Origin of the sequence: Pseudonocardia sp. NPDC046786, assembly GCF_040645415.1 — a bacterium.
In the GTDB taxonomy this organism is placed as follows: domain Bacteria; phylum Actinomycetota; class Actinomycetes; order Mycobacteriales; family Pseudonocardiaceae; genus Pseudonocardia; species Pseudonocardia kongjuensis.
Genome location: NZ_JBEYYF010000013.1, coordinates 1 through 16,203, shown reverse-complemented (window position 1 = coordinate 16,203; position 16,203 = coordinate 1). Strand labels below are relative to the sequence as shown.

The 16,203-nt window shown below is 75.6% G+C and carries 19 protein-coding genes and 1 tRNA gene; 6 read left to right on the top strand and 14 right to left on the bottom strand.

Annotation, left to right across the window (positions count from 1 at the left end; translation table 11 throughout):
• Positions 1 to 2: 2 nt before the first annotated feature.
• Positions 3 to 407 (bottom strand): carboxymuconolactone decarboxylase family protein, encoded by a 405-nt coding sequence (locus ABZ881_RS17310; RefSeq protein ID WP_358485604.1) that lies wholly within the window; start codon positions 405 to 407, stop codon positions 3 to 5.
• Positions 408 to 538: 131 nt separating this feature from the next.
• Between ABZ881_RS17310 and ABZ881_RS17305 the strand changes: the two genes are divergently transcribed.
• Complete coding sequence (locus tag ABZ881_RS17305) at positions 539 to 1,165, top strand: VTT domain-containing protein (protein ID WP_358485602.1); 627 nt, start codon at positions 539 to 541, stop codon at positions 1,163 to 1,165.
• Position 1,166: 1 nt separating this feature from the next.
• Here the strand turns inward: ABZ881_RS17305 and ABZ881_RS17300 are convergent.
• From ABZ881_RS17300 to bcp, 3 genes are all read right to left on the bottom strand, one after another.
• Positions 1,167 to 1,240: transfer RNA gene (locus tag ABZ881_RS17300), tRNA-Leu, on the bottom strand.
• Positions 1,240 to 1,746: an HNH endonuclease gene (locus ABZ881_RS17295; RefSeq protein WP_358485600.1), complete on the bottom strand. Its 507-nt coding sequence runs from the start codon at positions 1,744 to 1,746 to the stop codon at positions 1,240 to 1,242. The genes ABZ881_RS17300 and ABZ881_RS17295 overlap by 1 nt, the downstream gene beginning before the upstream one ends.
• Positions 1,747 to 1,939: 193 nt before the next feature.
• Entirely contained in the window at positions 1,940 to 2,407 is a 468-nt protein-coding gene (bcp, locus tag ABZ881_RS17290; RefSeq protein ID WP_358485598.1) for a thioredoxin-dependent thiol peroxidase, read from the bottom strand.
• Positions 2,408 to 2,650: 243 nt separating this feature from the next.
• On the opposite strand from bcp, the gene ABZ881_RS17285 reads away from it, so the two are divergent.
• The gene (locus ABZ881_RS17285) at positions 2,651 to 2,872 is read left to right on the top strand and encodes a DUF3618 domain-containing protein (RefSeq protein ID WP_358485596.1); all 222 of its coding nucleotides are present in this window, start codon (positions 2,651 to 2,653) and stop codon (positions 2,870 to 2,872) included.
• 15 nt (positions 2,873 to 2,887) lie between these two features.
• On the opposite strand, the gene ABZ881_RS17280 is transcribed toward ABZ881_RS17285, so the two are convergent.
• The 4 genes from ABZ881_RS17280 to ABZ881_RS17265 form a co-directional block, all read right to left on the bottom strand.
• Positions 2,888 to 4,084, bottom strand: coding sequence for an FAD-dependent oxidoreductase (locus ABZ881_RS17280; protein WP_358485593.1), 1,197 nt, complete (start codon positions 4,082 to 4,084; stop codon positions 2,888 to 2,890).
• Positions 4,085 to 4,223: 139 nt separating this feature from the next.
• The gene (locus ABZ881_RS17275; protein WP_358485591.1) at positions 4,224 to 5,000 is read right to left on the bottom strand and encodes a SigB/SigF/SigG family RNA polymerase sigma factor; all 777 of its coding nucleotides are present in this window, start codon (positions 4,998 to 5,000) and stop codon (positions 4,224 to 4,226) included.
• Complete coding sequence (locus ABZ881_RS17270; protein ID WP_358485589.1) at positions 4,997 to 5,428, bottom strand: ATP-binding protein; 432 nt, start codon at positions 5,426 to 5,428, stop codon at positions 4,997 to 4,999. The genes ABZ881_RS17275 and ABZ881_RS17270 overlap by 4 nt, the downstream gene beginning before the upstream one ends.
• A gap of 148 nt (positions 5,429 to 5,576) precedes the next feature.
• Positions 5,577 to 5,996 (bottom strand): STAS domain-containing protein, encoded by a 420-nt coding sequence (locus ABZ881_RS17265; protein ID WP_344022775.1) that lies wholly within the window; start codon positions 5,994 to 5,996, stop codon positions 5,577 to 5,579.
• Between the two features lie 167 nt (positions 5,997 to 6,163).
• On the opposite strand from ABZ881_RS17265, the gene ABZ881_RS17260 reads away from it, so the two are divergent.
• A complete protein-coding gene (locus tag ABZ881_RS17260) occupies positions 6,164 to 8,440 on the top strand; it encodes a SpoIIE family protein phosphatase (RefSeq protein WP_358485587.1) in 2,277 nt (758 codons plus the stop codon).
• Between the two features lie 276 nt (positions 8,441 to 8,716).
• On the top strand, positions 8,717 to 9,268 hold the full coding sequence (locus ABZ881_RS17255) for a hypothetical protein (protein WP_358485585.1): 552 nt from the start codon (positions 8,717 to 8,719) through the stop codon (positions 9,266 to 9,268).
• Positions 9,269 to 9,378: 110 nt separating this feature from the next.
• On the opposite strand, the gene ABZ881_RS17250 is transcribed toward ABZ881_RS17255, so the two are convergent.
• From ABZ881_RS17250 to ABZ881_RS17240, 3 genes are all read right to left on the bottom strand, one after another.
• Positions 9,379 to 9,702, bottom strand: a complete 324-nt coding sequence (locus ABZ881_RS17250; RefSeq protein WP_358485582.1) for a WhiB family transcriptional regulator — start codon at positions 9,700 to 9,702, stop codon at positions 9,379 to 9,381.
• A 241-nt stretch (positions 9,703 to 9,943) separates the two neighbouring features.
• The gene (locus ABZ881_RS17245) at positions 9,944 to 10,390 is read right to left on the bottom strand and encodes an STAS domain-containing protein (protein WP_358485580.1); all 447 of its coding nucleotides are present in this window, start codon (positions 10,388 to 10,390) and stop codon (positions 9,944 to 9,946) included.
• 147 nt (positions 10,391 to 10,537) lie between these two features.
• Positions 10,538 to 11,851, bottom strand: coding sequence for a hypothetical protein (locus tag ABZ881_RS17240; protein WP_358485578.1), 1,314 nt, complete (start codon positions 11,849 to 11,851; stop codon positions 10,538 to 10,540).
• Positions 11,852 to 12,232: 381 nt separating this feature from the next.
• Here ABZ881_RS17240 and ABZ881_RS17235 point away from each other — a divergent pair, with 381 nt between their 5' ends.
• Positions 12,233 to 13,282, top strand: a complete 1,050-nt coding sequence (locus tag ABZ881_RS17235; protein WP_358485911.1) for a PLP-dependent cysteine synthase family protein — start codon at positions 12,233 to 12,235, stop codon at positions 13,280 to 13,282.
• A gap of 6 nt (positions 13,283 to 13,288) precedes the next feature.
• Here ABZ881_RS17235 and ABZ881_RS17230 read toward each other — a convergent pair whose 3' ends face one another.
• Both ABZ881_RS17230 and ABZ881_RS17225 read right to left on the bottom strand, forming a co-directional pair.
• A complete protein-coding gene (locus ABZ881_RS17230) occupies positions 13,289 to 14,497 on the bottom strand; it encodes a hypothetical protein (protein WP_358485575.1) in 1,209 nt (402 codons plus the stop codon).
• On the bottom strand, positions 14,494 to 14,886 hold the full coding sequence (locus ABZ881_RS17225; RefSeq protein WP_358485573.1) for an STAS domain-containing protein: 393 nt from the start codon (positions 14,884 to 14,886) through the stop codon (positions 14,494 to 14,496). Before ABZ881_RS17225 ends, ABZ881_RS17230 begins: the two co-directional genes overlap by 4 nt.
• A 237-nt stretch (positions 14,887 to 15,123) precedes the next feature.
• On the opposite strand from ABZ881_RS17225, the gene ABZ881_RS17220 reads away from it, so the two are divergent.
• Positions 15,124 to 15,588 (top strand): acyl-CoA thioesterase, encoded by a 465-nt coding sequence (locus ABZ881_RS17220; protein ID WP_358485571.1) that lies wholly within the window; start codon positions 15,124 to 15,126, stop codon positions 15,586 to 15,588.
• A gap of 42 nt (positions 15,589 to 15,630) precedes the next feature.
• Here the strand turns inward: ABZ881_RS17220 and ABZ881_RS17215 are convergent.
• A partial coding sequence (locus ABZ881_RS17215; RefSeq protein WP_358485570.1) for a glycosyltransferase family 2 protein occupies positions 15,631 to 16,203 on the bottom strand: 573 nt, incomplete at its 5' end.

Below are 16,203 nucleotides of genomic sequence, written 5' to 3'. Positions count from 1 at the left end.
GCTCACTCCGGGGGCGGCTCCGCCAGCACCCGCTGGGCGATCTTGAACGCCGAGTTGGCGGCCGGGACGCCGCAGTAGATCGCGGTCTGCAGCAGGATCTCGACGATCTCGGCGTCGGCGAGCCCGTTGCGCCGGGCGGCGCGCAGGTGCATCTCCAGCTCCGCCCAGTGCCCGTGCGCGATCAGCGCGGTCAGCGTCACCGCGGAGCGCATCCGCCGCTCCAGGCCCGGCCGGGTCCAGATCTCGTTCCACGCGTAGCGGGTGATCAGCTGCTGGAACTCCGCGGTCGTCCCGTCGGTGTTCGCCAGCGCGGCTGCGACGTAGTCGGCGCCGAGCACCTCGCGGCGCACGGCGAGGCCGTCGGGGTCCAGCTCGGAGGGGTCGATCCCGTCGTTCGCGGTGCTCATGATCCAAGCTTCTCACGGTGCGATGACCGGTACGTCCTCCTCGCGCGAGGCGTGACGCCGGTCGCGCCGACCGTCTGAGTACCGTTCCTCCCGTGCGGTGGTGGCGTCCCCTTCTCGGTTGTCTCGGGCTGGTGCTCGTGGCCAGCCTCGTGGTGATGGTGGCGCGCGCCTACGGGCTGTCCGTGGTGCCGCAGTTCGGCGAGGTGCGCCGGGTCGTCGAGGCCGCGGGCCCCTGGGGGCCGGTGGTGTTCGTGCTGCTTCAGGTGCTGCTCAACGTGCCGCCGTTCCCGCGCACGGTGTTCACCGTGTCCGCGGGCGTGCTGTTCGGCGCGGCCGTCGGCACCGCGCTCGCCCTCGTCGCGACGGCGCTCGCCGCGGTCGTCGCGTTCGCCCTGGTCCGGCTCACCGGCGGCGGGATCATCGGGCGCTGGGCCGAGCACCCGCGCGCGCTGTGGGTCCGGCAGCGGCTGGACCACCACGGCACCCTCGCCGTCACCTCGATGCGGCTCATCCCGATGGTGCCGTTCGCGGTGATGAACTACCTGTCCGGGCTGTCGGCGGTGCGGTTCTGGCCGTACCTGGTCGGGACCGTGATCGGGTCCACGCCCAGCACCGTGGCGATCGTCACGCTCGGCGACGCGGTGACCGGGCACGTGCGGCCCTCGCTGCTGCTGGTCTCCGCGCTGTGCGGGGTGCTGGGCCTGGCCGGGGTGGTCCTGGCGGCCCGCCGGCCGATCCCGGAGGAGCCCGCGGGCTGAGTGCCGGCGACGGGAGTCGAACCCGCACTTGCAGGGACCTAAACCCTGTCTCTCTGCCATTTGGAGTACGCCGGCTAGTTCTTTCGGCTGCACCAGGTGTCGGTGAGCGCGTGGCAGTTCGGGCACAGGATACGGAGGTTCTCCAGCCGGTTGTCAGTGTGGTCGCCGTTGATGTGATCGAGCCGGAGCGGGATCGGCGCCCCGCACCACTGCTCCAGGCCACAGCGTTCGCACCGCTCCGACTTCAGGCTTTCGGCGACGAGCCTGCGGCGGAGGACAGAGCTGGTCCGGTCGTCGGAGTCGCGGACCAGGATCTCCGCCAGCGGCCGGGCCCGGCGCATCGGGAAGCGCCGCCCGCGGGCCCACGCCCGGCCGGTGAAGTGGCCGGTGTCCAGGCCCAGGCTACGGATGTGGGCACTGACCGCCCGGAACATGCCGCCGCTGGGTGTGTAGCCGAGCCTGCGCAGCACCCCGTGCACGCTGCTCTCCGCCGCGACCGCATCGACGAGCTCGGCGTCGGTGTAGCGGCGACGGTGGTTGTGGTGAGCGGGATCCGTCGCCCCCCGGGATGTGCCCGGCATCGGCCCCGACCCGCACGATGTGCGCCCGCAGCCAGTCGCAGCGGCCCGGCCGGATGCCGAGCAGTCGGCACACCTCGCTCAGCCTGCTCGAGGCCGCCACCGCGGCGACGAGCTGCGCGTCGGTCCACCGGCGGGCGCGCGGCATCACGCACCGCGGCGTCCGCCGTCGCCCGCGCGGCGGACCGCGGGCATGTCAGACCTTCCAGTCCTTGCGGAGCTTGGCGACGTGGCCGGTGGCCCGGACGTTGTACTTCGCGTCCTCGATCGTGCCGTCCTCGCCGACCAGGAACGTCGAGCGGATCACGCCGGTCACCGTCTTGCCGTACATGGTCTTCTCGCCGAACGCACCCCACGCGGTGAGCACCTCTCGGTCCGGGTCGGACAGCAGCGGGAACGTCAGCCCCTCCGCGTCCCGGAACTTCGCGAGCTTCGCCGGCATGTCGGGGGAGATGCCGATGACGTCGATCCCGGCGCCGTCGAGGTCGGCGAGGTTGTCCCGGAAGTCGCAGGCCTCCTTCGTGCAGCCGGGGGTGCTCGCGGCCGGGTAGAAGTAGACGATCACCTTCCGGCCCCGGTGGTCGGAGAGCGAGACGGGCTTGCCGTCGGCGTCGTCGAGGGTGAAGTCGGGGGCGGGGTCGCCCGCCTGCAGCCGGGTACTCATGACGCCAGCCTGCCACCCGGTGGCCGCGGCGCCACGGCGAGTGTGCAGGCTGTGCACAACTCGTTCGTCCAGGTGCCGGTTGTGGACCGACGCGGCCCGTCGCGAGCGGGTGCCGGGCACGGTGGCTACGGTGTGGGCCACGCCGCCCGCGCCGAGCCCGACGATCCGGCTCCGGTGCGGTGGCGAGCAGCAGGAGAGTCCCGGGCGCGCACTGTGCGCACCGGCCGAGTCGGAGGAGACGTGGTGGCCCGCGACCCCGAGAACATCCAGCGCGAGATCGAGAAGACCAGGGACGCGCTGGCCGACAGCCTGGACGCGCTGGCGGACCGGGCGAACCCGAAGAACCTGATCGAGGGGGGCCGGGAGCGGATCGCCGAGAAGCTGGCCGACCCGAAGATCAAGTACACGCTGATCGCGGTGGGCACGCTGGTCGGGCTGGTGGTGATCCGGTCGATCCTGCGGTGAGCGGGCCCGTCCGGCTCAGGTGAGGGTGTCCCGGAACTCCAGGGTGGCCGCCCGGTCCGCACCTGCGGCGAGCGGCTTGCGGTAGCGGGCGATCCGCCGGGCCGCCCCGAACCCGACGACGGCGACCAGCTCGTCCCCGCGCAGGTAGCCGACCGTGGTGCCCTTGACGCCGCCGCCGTCGAGGCCGTCGCCGTGCAGCGGCAGCAGCGCGTCGGCGAGGTCCGGCCGCCCGATCAGCTGGATCTTCAGCCCGAACTGGTCGGACCAGAAGTAGGGAACGGTCGGCGGCGGGGGCTCGGCCCCGGTGATGTCCCGGGCGACCACCGCGGCCTGGTCGGCGGCCGACGTCCAGTGCTCGTGCCGGGCGCGGCCACCGAACCGGGGATCGGTCCAGGCGGCGGCGTCGCCGACCGCCCAGACGCCCGGCAGCCCATCGACCCGGCCGTGCTCGTCGCACGGGATGCCGCCGGTGAGGTCCAGCCCGGTCGGCTCCAGCCAGCCCAGGGCGAGCCGGCCACCGATCCCGACGACGATCTCGTCGGCGGTCAGCACGGAACCGTCGGACAGGGTCGCACCGGTGTCGGTCAGCGACGTCACCGTCACCCCGCAGCGCAGGTCGGCGCCCGCCTCGGAGACGAGCCGGGCGGCGAGCGCACCCACCTCGGCCCCGAGCACCCTGGCCATCGGCACCGGGCCGGTCTCCAGCACGGTCACCGCCAGCCCGCGGTCCAGCGCGGTGCTCGCCACCTCGGCGCCGATGAACCCGGCGCCGACGACCAGCAACGACGACGCCCGGGTGAGCGCGTCGCGCAGCGCGTCGGACTCCTCGACGCTGCGCAGCACGTGCGCGGACGGCGGCTGGCCGTCGAGGGTGCGCGGTGCGACACCGACGGCGAGCACGATGGCGTCGGCGTGCAGGGTGCTGCCGTCGTCGAGCTCGATCTCGCCGGGACGCAGCGCGACCGCGGCGCGCCCCAGGTGGGTCCGCACGCCCAGCTCGGCGAGTCCCTCGGCGGCGATCAGGTCGATCCGCGCCCGGTCCCACTCACCGGCCAGGTACTGCTTGGACAGTGGCGGCCGGTCGTAGGGCAGGTGCTCCTCGGCACCGACCAGGCTGATCCGGCCGTCGAACCCGGTCCGGCGCAGGCCCTCCACGGTGCGCAGCCCGGCCAGGCCCGCTCCGACGACCAGTACGTGCTCCGGTCCACTCACCGTGCCCCCTCACGATCGGTGCCGGCACCACTGCCGGCCGTTCCGGATGATCCTCGCCTCCCCGGGCACGGTTCGTGCGGGGGCATTCGTCACAGCAGGGTCGATGACAGCAGCGCCGCCCACAGCAGCTCCCCGGCGCTCACAGTGTCCGGTCGTCCGGATCGAGCCGGTTGCGCAGGCGGGTGAGGGTCTGCGACAGCAGCCGGGAGACGTGCATCTGGGAGATGCCGACCTCGTCCGCGATCTGGGTCTGGGTCCGGTTCCCGAAGAACCGCAGCATCACGATGGTGCGTTCGCGCGGCGCCAGCTCGGCGAGCAGCGGGCGCAGCGACTCCCGGTAGTCCACCCGGTCGAGCTCGGCGTCGGCGTCGCCGACCAGCTCGCCGACTGTGGCGCTGCCGTCCTCGGAGGACAGCATCTCGTCGAGCGAGGAGCTGCGGTACGCCTCGGCGGCCTCCAGGCCCTGCAGGACCTCGCTGACCGGCAGATCGAGGTGCTCGGCCAGCTCGGACGGTCGCGGGGCGCGGCCGAGCCGCTGGGACAGCTCGGAGACCGCCCCGTTGATCGAGACGTGCATGTCCTTGAGCCGCCGCGGCACCCGCATCGACCAGCTCTGGTCGCGGAAGTGCCTGCGCACCTCGCCGGAGATGGTGGGCACGGCGAACGAGAAGAACTCGCCGCCCTTGCCGGGATCGAACCGGTCGATCGCGTTGATCAGGCCGACGGTCGCGACCTGGACCAGGTCGTCGAGCGGCTCGCCGCGGTGGTTGAACCGGCGCGCGATGTGCTGGGCGACCGGCAGGTAGCCGGTGACCAGCCGGTCCCGCAGGCGCTCGCGGCGCGGGTCGTCGGCGTCCAGGCTCGCGTACTGCTCGAGGAGCGGGGTGAGGTGCGCGTACTCGGGGTCCGCCGTCACAGCCCGGGCCCGGCGAGTTTGTGCAACCGGATGGTGAGGGCCCTGCGGCCCCCGTCCTCCTCACCGGTCTCGATCGCGACCTGGTCGGCGAGTGTCTGCAGCACCCGCCAGCCGAAGCTGTCGGTGGGGAGCTCGGTGGCGCCGCCGGTGACGACCTGTGCGGAGACGTCGATCCGCTCGCCGTGCACGTCGAAGGTGCACCGCAGGGAGGAGCCGGGCGCGGCGAGCCCGACCAGGGTCGCGCACGCCTCGTCGACCGCCATGCGGAGATCGGAGATGGCGTCGAGATCGAAGTCGGCGCGGGCCGCGAGGTCGGATGCGACGGCGCGCACCGTCGGGATCAGCGCAGGCCGGGCGGCCGTCCGGATCTCGACCGTCGGCGCGGTGCCCTGGTCGGCGGTAACGCTCGGGGAGTCCTCCTGGGCCACGCTGGGACGTCCTTTCATCGGCTCGCTGTGCATCGGCTCGCTGTGCATCGGCTCGCTGTGCGTCGGCTCGGTGTCCGTCGGCTCGGTGTCCGTGGACGGGGTGCATGATGGCGCGCCGCGGCGCCGCGTGCAGGGCGGGGGAGGGCGGTCACGGCCCGGGGATGCCGGACCGGTCCGGGACGACGGTGAACAGCTGCGCGGAGCCGGTGACCTCGAGCGGGCGGAGCACCGCCCGGCTGGTCGCCACCACGAACAGCCTGCGGTCGTCGCGGGCGGCCTGCCGGGCGGTGTGGATGAGCGCGCCGAGGCCGCTGGAGGCGAGGAAGGTGACCCCTTCCAGATCGATCGCGATCTGCCGGTCGCCGCGGTCGAGGAGGTCGTCGAGCGCGGCACCGAGATGCGGTGCGGTGAGCGTGTCGATCTCACCGGCCACGCTCAGCACGGTGAGGCCGCTGCGGGGCGCGGAGAACGACAGCTCGAGGCCGCCGGGGACGCATCCGGGACTGCCTGCCGGCTCGCCGTCGTCCCTGGACGGCTGCGCCGAGATCGATCCGGGCAGGGGGATCACCTCCAGTCGGGTCGCGGTGCGGCATCGACTCGTCGGGGCGCCCCCGCCGTGTTCTCGACGGGGCCTTGCGGACACGGTCACGACCGCCCCCGAGGGGGGCGGCTCCGGCGACGATACCGGCCGGTCCCGGCAGGCCGTGCCGGGCGCCTGGCTCTAGGCTCGGCGGGGTGAACCGGTACCCCGACCCCGGCCCGGTCGCCGCCGGCCCGCCGCCCGAGAAGGCCGTCGACCGCGCTGTCGACCAGGCCGTCGCGCTGTCGACCGGGCTCCTCGGCGACCGGTCCGCGACGCCGCCGATGCCGCACGTCCGCGGGGACACCAGGGTCGCCGTGCTGATGATCGACATCGGTGCGCGGCGGGTCGTCTATGCCAACACCACCGCCCTGGAGCTGCCCGGGAACGAGCTGGCGCTGCCGGTCGGCGTCCGGGAGTGGGCCGATGCGGTGCGGCTGACCGACCCGGACGGGCGTCCGCATCCGGCCGGGGCCTCCCCGCTGGACCGGATCGCGGCGGGCGAGCAGGTGCCGGGGGAGCCGGTCGCGCTGCACGGCCCGGGTGCCGTGCCCGACCGCGACGGTGCCCCGGTGGACGGCGGCGACGGTGCGACCGCCGCGACCAGCCTGGTCTGGATGACCGGGTTCGCGCTGGCCGATCCGGCGACCGGGGCCACCGACACCTACGACGGCGCGCGCAGCCGGGCGCTGGTCGTGCTGCTCCCGCTGGCCGGGCCGGGAGACCTCGACCGGGACCGGATGGAGTTCCTGCGGGACCGCGCCGTGCTCGCCACCGAGATGTCGTTCACCATCTCCGATCCGCAGCGCGAGGACGATCCGCTCGCCTGGGTCAACCCGTCGTTCGAGCGGCTGACCGGGTACCCGCTGGACGAGGTCGTCGGCCGCAACTGCCGGTTCCTGCAGGGGCCGAACACCGACCGCGCCGCGGTGGCCCGGATCTCCCGCGCGCTGCGCGAGCGGCGCCCGATCACCGAGGTGCTGCTGAACTACCGCCGCGACGGTACGGCGTTCTGGAACCAGATCTCGGTGTCGCCGGTGCTGGACGGCGAGGGCAGGCTGGTCAACTTCGTCGGGGTGCAGAGCGACGTCACCGAGCGGGTGATCGTCGAGCAGGAACGCCGGGCCGCGCTCGCCGAGGCCGAGGAGGCCCGCGCCCAGCTCCGCCTGCTCGCCGAGGCCACCACCCAGATGACCTCGGCGTTCGACGTCGGCGACGTCTGTTCCCGGTTCGCCCGGATCGCGGTGCCCGAGGTGGCCGACCTGTGCACGGTGGACCTGCTCGACGCGCCGGACGGCGACACCCGCCGCCGGCTCGGCGTGGCCGCCCGGGACGTCGCCGACGAGGGCCTGCTGGTGCGCTCCGGGCCGCTGGGCACGTCGTTGCTCGAGGAGCCGGCCGCGGCAGCGGTCCGGGCCGGCCGGCCCTACCTGATCGGCGAGCTGCCCGAGCACGGCGGCGACGCCCACCCGGACGACCCGGTGGCAGCCGAGGAGTACGAGCGGCTGCGGCTGCGCAGCGCGATGGTCGTGCCGATGCTCGGCCGCGGACGGGTGCTGGGGCTGGTCACCTTCCACACCCAGTTCCCGTACGGCCGCCGCTACACCCACCGCGACCTGCACCTGGCCTCCGACCTGGCCGGCCGGGCCGGGCTGGCGCTGGACAACGCCCGGCTCTACGAGGTGGAGCGGGCCGCCGCCGCGACCCTGCAGCACAGCCTGCTGCCGGCGCTGCCGGAGGTGCCCGGCCTGCACGTCGCGGCGCGGTACGTGGTCGGCGCGGACGGCAACCAGGTCGGCGGTGACTGGTACGACGTGCTGCCGCTGCCGGACGGCTCGGTGGGCGCCGCCGTCGGCGACGTCGTCGGGCACGATCTGGCCGCCGCGGCGGCGATGGGTCAGCTGCGCGGTGTGCTGCGCTCCTACGCCTGGGGCGGTGACCGGCCGGGCTCGGTGCTGGACCGGTGCGACCAGCTCGTGCAAGGCCTGGACATCGCCGCGATGGCCACCGCGGTGTACGCCCGGCTGGGCCCGGCGGGCCCGGACGGCTCCCGGGAGCTCACCTACGCCAACGCCGGGCATCCGGCGCCGCTGCTGGTCGAGCCGGGCGGGGAGCTCGTCCGGCTGGACGCGCACCACTCACCGATGCTGGGCGCGGTGCCCGAGTTCGGCCACGCCTCCGGGCGGAGCCGGGACGAGGCGACGCTCACCTGTGCCGCCGGCTCGCTGCTGGTCTTCTACACCGACGGCCTGACCGACGTCGTCGGCGAGGACGCCGACCACCGGGCCGATCTGCTGGAGCGGACGGTCGCCGAGCTCGGCCGGGACGCCACGCCGGAGGCCGTGGTGGAGCGGGTGCTGGAGACCTGCCGTCCCGACCGGCTCGACGACGACATCGCGCTGCTGGCGATCCGGCTCGACGGCTGCGGCTGACCCGGACGGCCGACCGGCGGTCACGGAGCGCTGTCCACCGCCCGCCGGACGTGTGAGACCGTTCGACCGTCCGGCCGCCGATCGCTACCGGTGGCCGTCCGCGGTCACTTTGCGGCCGTATGACGCAGTGCGGTGCGGGAGGGTCGCGATCGTCGGCCATCCGCTCGCGGCGCGCGCGCATCCACTCGTCCGGACGGGGGTGTGCCCGGTGCGCCGCAGCGCCCCGTCCGCGGTCTAGTGTCCGGCGAGGGAGCAGCTGGCGGATCCGGAAGGCGCGTGATCGTCGTGGGGCAGGACGTGGTCCGGCCGCGCAGGCTGGTGGCCGTGGCGCTCACCGAGGCCGAGTCCGCCCGGGCCGGCGGCACCCTGGCCGAGCTGTCGGGCAGCGCGGGGGAGACCGACCTGCTGGTGGTGCGGACCGACCCGGCCGGCGGGCAGCGGCTGGTCGAGCCGGCCGACGCCGAGGACTACCCGGGCGACGGCGAGTCTGCCGAGCCGGAGCCGATCACGATGCCGGTCACCCGGGTGCCCTCCGGGAAGGTGCGGCTGCACCGGCTCGGGCTGCGCTGGACCCTGCAGGACGGTGACGAGGAGGATCTCGTCGCCGCGCTGTCCGAGCTGGTCGGCTTCGATCCCGACGAGGACACGTTCTGCGTGGCCCCGGCCGCCACCGGTGCGGTGGCCGATCCGGAGATCGAGGTGGTCCGGCGGGCCGTCCGCCGGGTGGCACGGGTGTACGGGCTGCCGGTGCTGCCCTACCGGCCGCTGGGCTGGGCCGGGCCGGCGCAGGACGACGCCCGCGCGGCCCCCGCGGTGCCCGGGGACTGATTGCCGGGCGGCTGCCGGGCGCGAGGGCCCGGAACGGTGCGCAGGCTCCGGCCGTGGGACGTATGCGGTCCGCGAGAGCAGGACGGTGCGCGCGGGCTCGCGGTACCCGCTCAGCCCGCGGCGGCGACCAGGCCCGGCACGTCCGCGGTACGGGCGCTGTCCCGGCGCTCGAGGACCGCGCGCCGCTCGGACTCGCCCAGGCCGCCCCAGACACCGAACGGCTCCCGGCTCGCCAGCGCGAACCGGCGGCACTCCTGGATCACCGGGCAGCTGCGGCAGACCTGCTTGGCCTGCTCGGTCCGCCGTGACCGCGACGGGTTGCGCTCTCCGTCGGGATGGAAGAAGACCGCGCTGTCCATCCCGCGACACGCTCCGAGGCGCTGCCACTGCCACTCGTCGTCCATCGGACCGGGAAGCCGGGAAATGTCGCTCACGTGCTCACCTCGTCGTTCGGCACCCGGGGGGCGGCTGCTGTTGCCACCCGGTTCCCTACGGCGCCCCGCGGCAAACGTGCCCGACCCGGGGGTCGGCTTCACGAGGGGGTGTTGCCGACCTTCCGGTCGCGGTGGTGCCATCCGGTTCGGGACCATCGGCCCTGCTCACGGCCCGGTCACCGGACACGGGCACGGCCGCCGGTTGCCTGACGACGATAAAATATGACCTACGTCACACTCCTCAGGAGTTCAGTGCCGCGGGCACGTCGTCGTGGATGTCGAACAGGTGATGCAGCCCGGCGATCCCGATCGGCCGCAGCACCCGTCGTTCGGTGCACGCGATCCGCAGCTCGACCCCGGTCCGGTGGGCCTGCTCGCGCAGCTCGATCAACGCGGCGAGCCCGCTGGTGCCGAGGAACCGCACGCCGTCGAGGGCCAGCACGACCAGCTCGACCGACGGGATCCGGTCGGCGACCGCCGCCCGCAGCTCCGGGGCGGTCAGCATGTCCAGCTCCCCGCTCACGGTGACCACCACGACCCCCTCGGCGGGGGTCGTGGTGCCGATCTCCAGGCCGTCCGCGGGATCGACGTCCTCGGGGCCGTCGGCCTGCGGCGGCGCGTCGGTCCGGGTCGTCCCACCGGGTGCGCCGTCGGTGTCACCGGGGCCTGGGCGGCGGGGGTCGGTCATTGGCACGACGGTAGGCACCCGGGTGCGGGCGCGCCACTCGGGGGGACTGCGCCGTTCGGGGCTGCCGCGAGCAACGATCGGCCCAGCCGAACCGGGCGCCGCCGGGGTCGCCGCCGGTGCGTGCGGCGGCCCCGGCGCCCCGGCCGTTCAGTCCTCCGGATCCGGTACCCGGACCTCCGGTCGGACGCCTCCCGGCTCGTCCGCGGGCAGCGCCCCGGCGGGCACCCGCTCGCCCGACGCGTCAACGTGGTCCGCCCCGCTGGGCGCCCGGTGGCCGGACGCGTCGGCCTGGCCCGCCCCGGCGGGCACCCGGTTGGCGGACGCGTCGGCCGCGCCGGGGCCGGCGGATCCGCCTGCGGGGTCGCGGTCCCCGGTGCCCTCGGCCGGGTCGCCGGTGCCGCCGTCGGGCCCCTCCGGCTGCTCCGGTCCGCTCCCCGGTGCCCGCTGCGCGGGCAGCGAGACCACGGGCAGCTCCCCGGTGTCCGGCCCGGTGCCCCCGGCCGGGCCGGTCGCCGACGCCGGATCGCGCAGGGCGTGCGCGGGCGCCGGGCGGGGCCGCGGGGACGCGGTGCCCGGCACGACCGGGACCGGGCCGGTGTCCGCGGGCTGCGCACCCGCGGGCCGCGGCGCGGCCTCCCGCGGGCGGTCCAGCGGCGGCGGCCCGTCGAGCTTGCCGATCTCCGCCCCGAGCAGGGCGTGCACCCGGGCCAGCTCGGCGCGCACGCTGCTGCGCAGCCCGTTGACGTGGGCGTGCATCGACGCCGCCGTGTCGGCGACGAGCTCGCTGTCCCGGCGCGCGGTCGCCCCCGCGGCGCGGGCCCGCTCGACCTCGGCCCGGGCGTCGCCGGTGATCCGCACCGCCTCGGCACGGGCCTCCGCGGTGATCCGTGCGGCCTCGGCGCGCGCCTGCTCGCGGAGCGCCTCGGTCTCGGCGCGGACCTGCTCGCGCAGTGCCTCGGCCTCGTCCCCGGCTTCCCGGCGGCGCTGGTCCGCCTCGTGCTGGGCCATCCGGAGCACCTTGTCGGCGCGCATCCCGAACGTCTCCGGTGGCGCGGCGCGGACCCGTTCCAGCTCCGCCGCGAGCGCCTCGGCCCGCTGCTCGGCCTCGGCGCGGGCGATCTCGGCCTCGGCCAGCGCGCGCTCGGTGGCGGCCAGCCGGACCCGCAGCTCGTCCGGCGCGGGAACGGGGCCGGCGCTGTCGGCGCCGTCGCCACCGCGGGTCAGCGCAGCGTCGTCACCGCGCGGCAGCGCGCCGGTCCCGCCGCCCGTGGTGGACCGGGTCCGCTCGTCGTCGCGCACGTCGTCCGCCTCGGTATCCGGGCCGCCGCCCATACCGCGCCCGGCCGCCGGGGTCCCGGCCGCACCGGCGCTACCGCCCGGACCGGCGCTGCCCTCGAGGCTGTCCAGACCGTCCGGGCCGGCGGTGCCGTTGCGGCCGTCCCGGCCGGTCGTGCCGCTCACGCCGGCCGTGCCGCCGTCCCTACCGTCCACGCTGCCGCCGTTCCCTTCCGATGCGGCCCCGGAGTGCCTGCGCCCGAGGAACTCGCTCCACCGGTCCGCCGTGCCGCCCGGGCGCCGCTCGCCGCGCATCCTGCTCACGCTGTCCTCACGGTGCGTCAGTCTCGGTGTCCGGACCGTTGCCGTGCAGCCCCCGTTCGGCGGACGGAGCCGGTCCGGCGGCCGACGGCGGGTGACGCTGTCCGGCAGGCCGACCGGCGATTCCGGACGCCGGCCGCCGGTCCGGACGACGATCCCGGCGGCCGGCCGGGGTCGCCTAGGCTCGGCCCGGTGCAGCCCGTCGACCGATCCTGTGCCCGTACCCGCGCCTGGGTGGACGAGGCGATGCGCCGGGTCCAGGCCGACGCGAACCGGTCCGCCGACACCCACCTGCACGTGCTGGAGCTGCCCGCCGACTGGGGCGTGCACGTCTACCTGAAAGACGAGTCGGTGCACCCCACCGGCAGCCTCAAGCACCGGCTGGCGCGGTCGCTGTTCCTCTACGGGCTCGCGTCCGGCTGGATCACCGAGGGGACCACGGTGGTCGAGGCCAGCTCCGGTTCCACTGCGGTGTCCGAGGCGTACTTCGCGCGGCTGCTCGGGCTCCCGTTCGTGGCGGTGATGCCGCGCTCCACCAGTCCGGAGAAGGTCGCGCTGATCGAGCGCGAGGGCGGCCGCTGCCACTTCGTGGAGCACGGTGTGCAGGTCTACGCCGAGGCGGAGCGGCTGGCGGCCGAGTCCGGCGGGCACTACCTGGACCAGTTCACCTACGCCGAGCGGGCCACCGACTGGCGCGGCAACAACAACATCGCCGAGGCGATGCTCGGCCAGCTCGCCGAGGAACCGCATCCGGTGCCGGAGTGGATCGTCGTCGGTGCCGGCACCGGCGGGACGTCGGCGACGATCGGCCGCTACCTGCGGTACCGACGGCTGCCGACCCGGCTGGCCGTCGTCGATCCGGAGAACTCGGCGTTCCTGAACGGCTGGGCGCTCGGCGCCCCGGATCACGCGACCGGCCTGCCGTCCCGGATCGAGGGGATCGGGCGGCCGCGGATGGAACCCAGCTTCGTGCCGTCGGTGATCGACCGGATGTTCCCGGTGCCGGACGCCGCCAGCATCGCCGCCGCCCGGCACCTGCGCGAGCTCACCGGCCGCTGGGTGGGCGGCTCCACCGGCACCAACCTGTGGGGCGTCTACCAGCTGGTGGCCGAGATGGTGCGCGCCGGGCGGCGGGGCAGCGTCGTCACACTGATCTGCGACGGCGGCGAGCGGTACCGGCACAGCTACTTCGACGACGACTGGGTCGCCGCCCAGGGGCTGGATCTCGCCCCGTACACCTCGGCCATGGAGTCGTTCCTGGCCACCGGCCGCTGGGAGCCGCCCACGGCCGGGTAGCGGCGTTCAGCCGGGCCCGAGCAGCGCCGCGGTCGCCAGCAGCCGCCGCTCCGATCCCGGCCGCCCGACCAGCTGCACGCAGGCCCGGCCTGCGCCGGGGTGCACCGGGGTGACCAGCGAGGGCAGCCCGGCGAGGTTCCACACGGCCAGCCCGGTCGATCCGGCGCCGGCCGGTCCGGCGGTCGCGGGCAGCAGGGCGGCCTCGGCGCCGGACGCGTCCAGCCAGCCGATCATGCGCTGCCGCCAGGACGCGGGGGTGGCCGGTCGCAGCCCGCCGAGCCGGCGCACCCGGCGGCCCCGGCGCAGCGCGCTGCGGGCCGCCCGCGGCAGCTGCGCCGGATCGAGCTGCAGGTCCTCGACCCGGCGGGCCAGCCCGGCCTGCCTGCGCCGGGCGCCGTGCACCGGCAGCACGACCCGGTACGGCGGGTCGGCGGCGACCAGGCCGATCCCGGCGGCGTCGAGCAGCCGGATCGCCCCGTGCACCCCGGCCGCGGCCGCCGGATCGGCGAACCGGGTCCGCCCGGTGCGCAGCGAGCAGGCGAGCGAGCCGACCGGCGGGCCCGGGTCGGGAGCCGGGCCGTGGCCGTCGCGGGCGGTGGCGAGCGCGTCCAGCACGATGCGCAGATCGGCCGGGCCTGCGGCGACCAGCGTGGTCTCGGCCAGGCCGGACCAGCGGCGTTCCTCGCCGGGTGGCAGCGGGAGCACCCGCCGGCCGGGCTTGAGCGCGGCCAGGCCGTGGGCGGCCGCGGCGGCCCGCAGTGCGCCGTCGCCGTCGATCCCGATCCCGAGCGGCACGGTGCCGTCGGCGACGGCGGCCGCCGTCGCCCGGCCGCCGGGGGAGCCGTCCGGGCCGATCGCGAACGCCGCGGTGCGCGCCCGGCCGGCGATCAGCGCGCCCGCGGCGCGCAGCAGGCGGACCGGCTCGTCGCCGCGCCCGGCGATCGAGATGCCCTCCTCCACCGCGGCCGCGACGCCGGCGAGCGGCAGCGCGAACCGGTCGGCGCGGCGGTCCACGGCGGTGGCCGCCGCCCGCAGCGGCTCGGCGTCGACGGTGAGCAGTGCGGGAACGGGATCGGCCCGGCCGAGCGCGCCGAGCAGTGCGTCGGCGATCCCGGCCGCGGTCCGGCGGCCGGCCCGGACGTCGTCGGCCGTCCGGCCGAGCACGCCGGGTGGCGCCGGGTCGGTGCGCAGGCTCATGGTGCGGGCCCGGGTCACGCCGTCCGGAGCGCCTCCGGGACCCCGTCGGCGACGTCGAACAGGGACAGCAGGCTGGTCGCTTCCAGCGCGCGGGTCACGGCGTGCGAACCGCACACCAGCCGCAGCCTGCTGTCGGCGCCCTCGGCCTTCTCCTTGGCCTCGACGAGCGCGGCCAGCCCGGCCGATCCCAGGAACGTCACCTGGGACAGGTCCACGACGAGCAGGCCCGTGGCCGCGATCTGATCGGTCAGCCGCTCGGTGAGTACGGGTGCGGTCATCGTGTCGATCTCGCCGTGCACGTGGACGACGACGGCGCCGCCCGCGTGCTCGACCACCTCGAAGCGGACGACCTCGCCGACGTCGGGGCCGTGCTCGTCCCCCACCCCGGTGGGCGTCTCACTGCTCATGTGCCTCGTGCTCCCTCGACAGTCGTCGCCGTCGGCGGGCCACCCGCGCTCCGCGGGGCCTCACCGTGAGTGACAACCGGCCGCCGTTGCTTGACGTGCCGTTGGTGCTTTTCAGGTCCCACCCTAGTCAGGACGGCCCTTCACCCTACGGCCGCGGTCGGGGGTCGCACAAACGTTCCGCGCGCCCGGGTGAGTGACGTTCCACGGGCTGCCGGTCGGGATGCCAGGGTGGCGTCCATGAGCGCAGAGCAGGCCGCCCGGTTCGCTGTCCGGATCGGGGTACGGAGCTACGAGATGGACGTGAACGGGCACGTCAACCATGCCGTCTACCACCAGTACGCCGAGCACGCCCGGATGGAGCACTTCCGCGCGAGCGGGTTGTCCGAGCACGCACTGGCGGGCCACGGGCTGACCGTCGTCCTGTTGTCGACGACTGTTCACTTCCGCGCCGAGCTGCGCGCCGGTGAGACCGTCGACATCGACTCGGGGATCGCGTTCACCCGGCGGAAGCCGTTCACGATGAGTCACCGGATCCGGCGGGTCGCCGACGGCGCCGGGACACCGGTGGACCAGCTCGCCGCCGAGGCGGAGTGCACGATGGGCGTGCTGGACCTCGGCACCCGGCGGCTGGTGGCCGATCCGTACGCCCGGCTGAGCGCGGTCGCCACGAACCCGGCGCTGCTGGGCCCCGAGCCGGACTGAGGCCGGGCGGACCGAGCCGGACCGAGCCGGACCGGGCCGGGCTCAGGCCGGGATGACGGGCGGCTGCTCGGCGGCCGGCTGCCCCGCGACGACGACCGACGGCGCCCGCCCGATCAGCGGCGGCACCGCACCGCCGGCCCGGCGCACCGCGCGCCGGGACCGCAGGTAGGCGCGGGGTCCGGTGAGCAGGCCGCGGGTGCGGGTCTGGTCGGCGTCGGTCGGGATGGCGTCGCCCGCGCCGGCCTCGCGGGCCGAGATGTGCCGCAGCCGGACCAGCGCGGCGGGCAGCCGGCGCAGCGCGACGGCGCGGCCCTGCGGGGACAGCGCGACCTTGGCCAGGAAGCTGCCCAGCCCGACGGCGTAGCCCTCCAGCTGGGCGCGCAGCGCGTCCTGGTCGGGGCGGTGGTGGTGCCACAGGTAGGCGCCGGGCGCGTAGCCCAGGACGTGCCCGGCCAGGATCATCCGGACCAGGAACTCGCAGTCCTCGCCGCCGTGGGTGGGGGTGCCGGGGCCCATCGCTTCGTCGAAGCCGCCGACCGAGCGGGCGGCTGCGGCGCGCACCGCGAGGTTCGCGCCGATGCCGAACAGGCCGGGGGCGAACGGGAAGATCGGCGA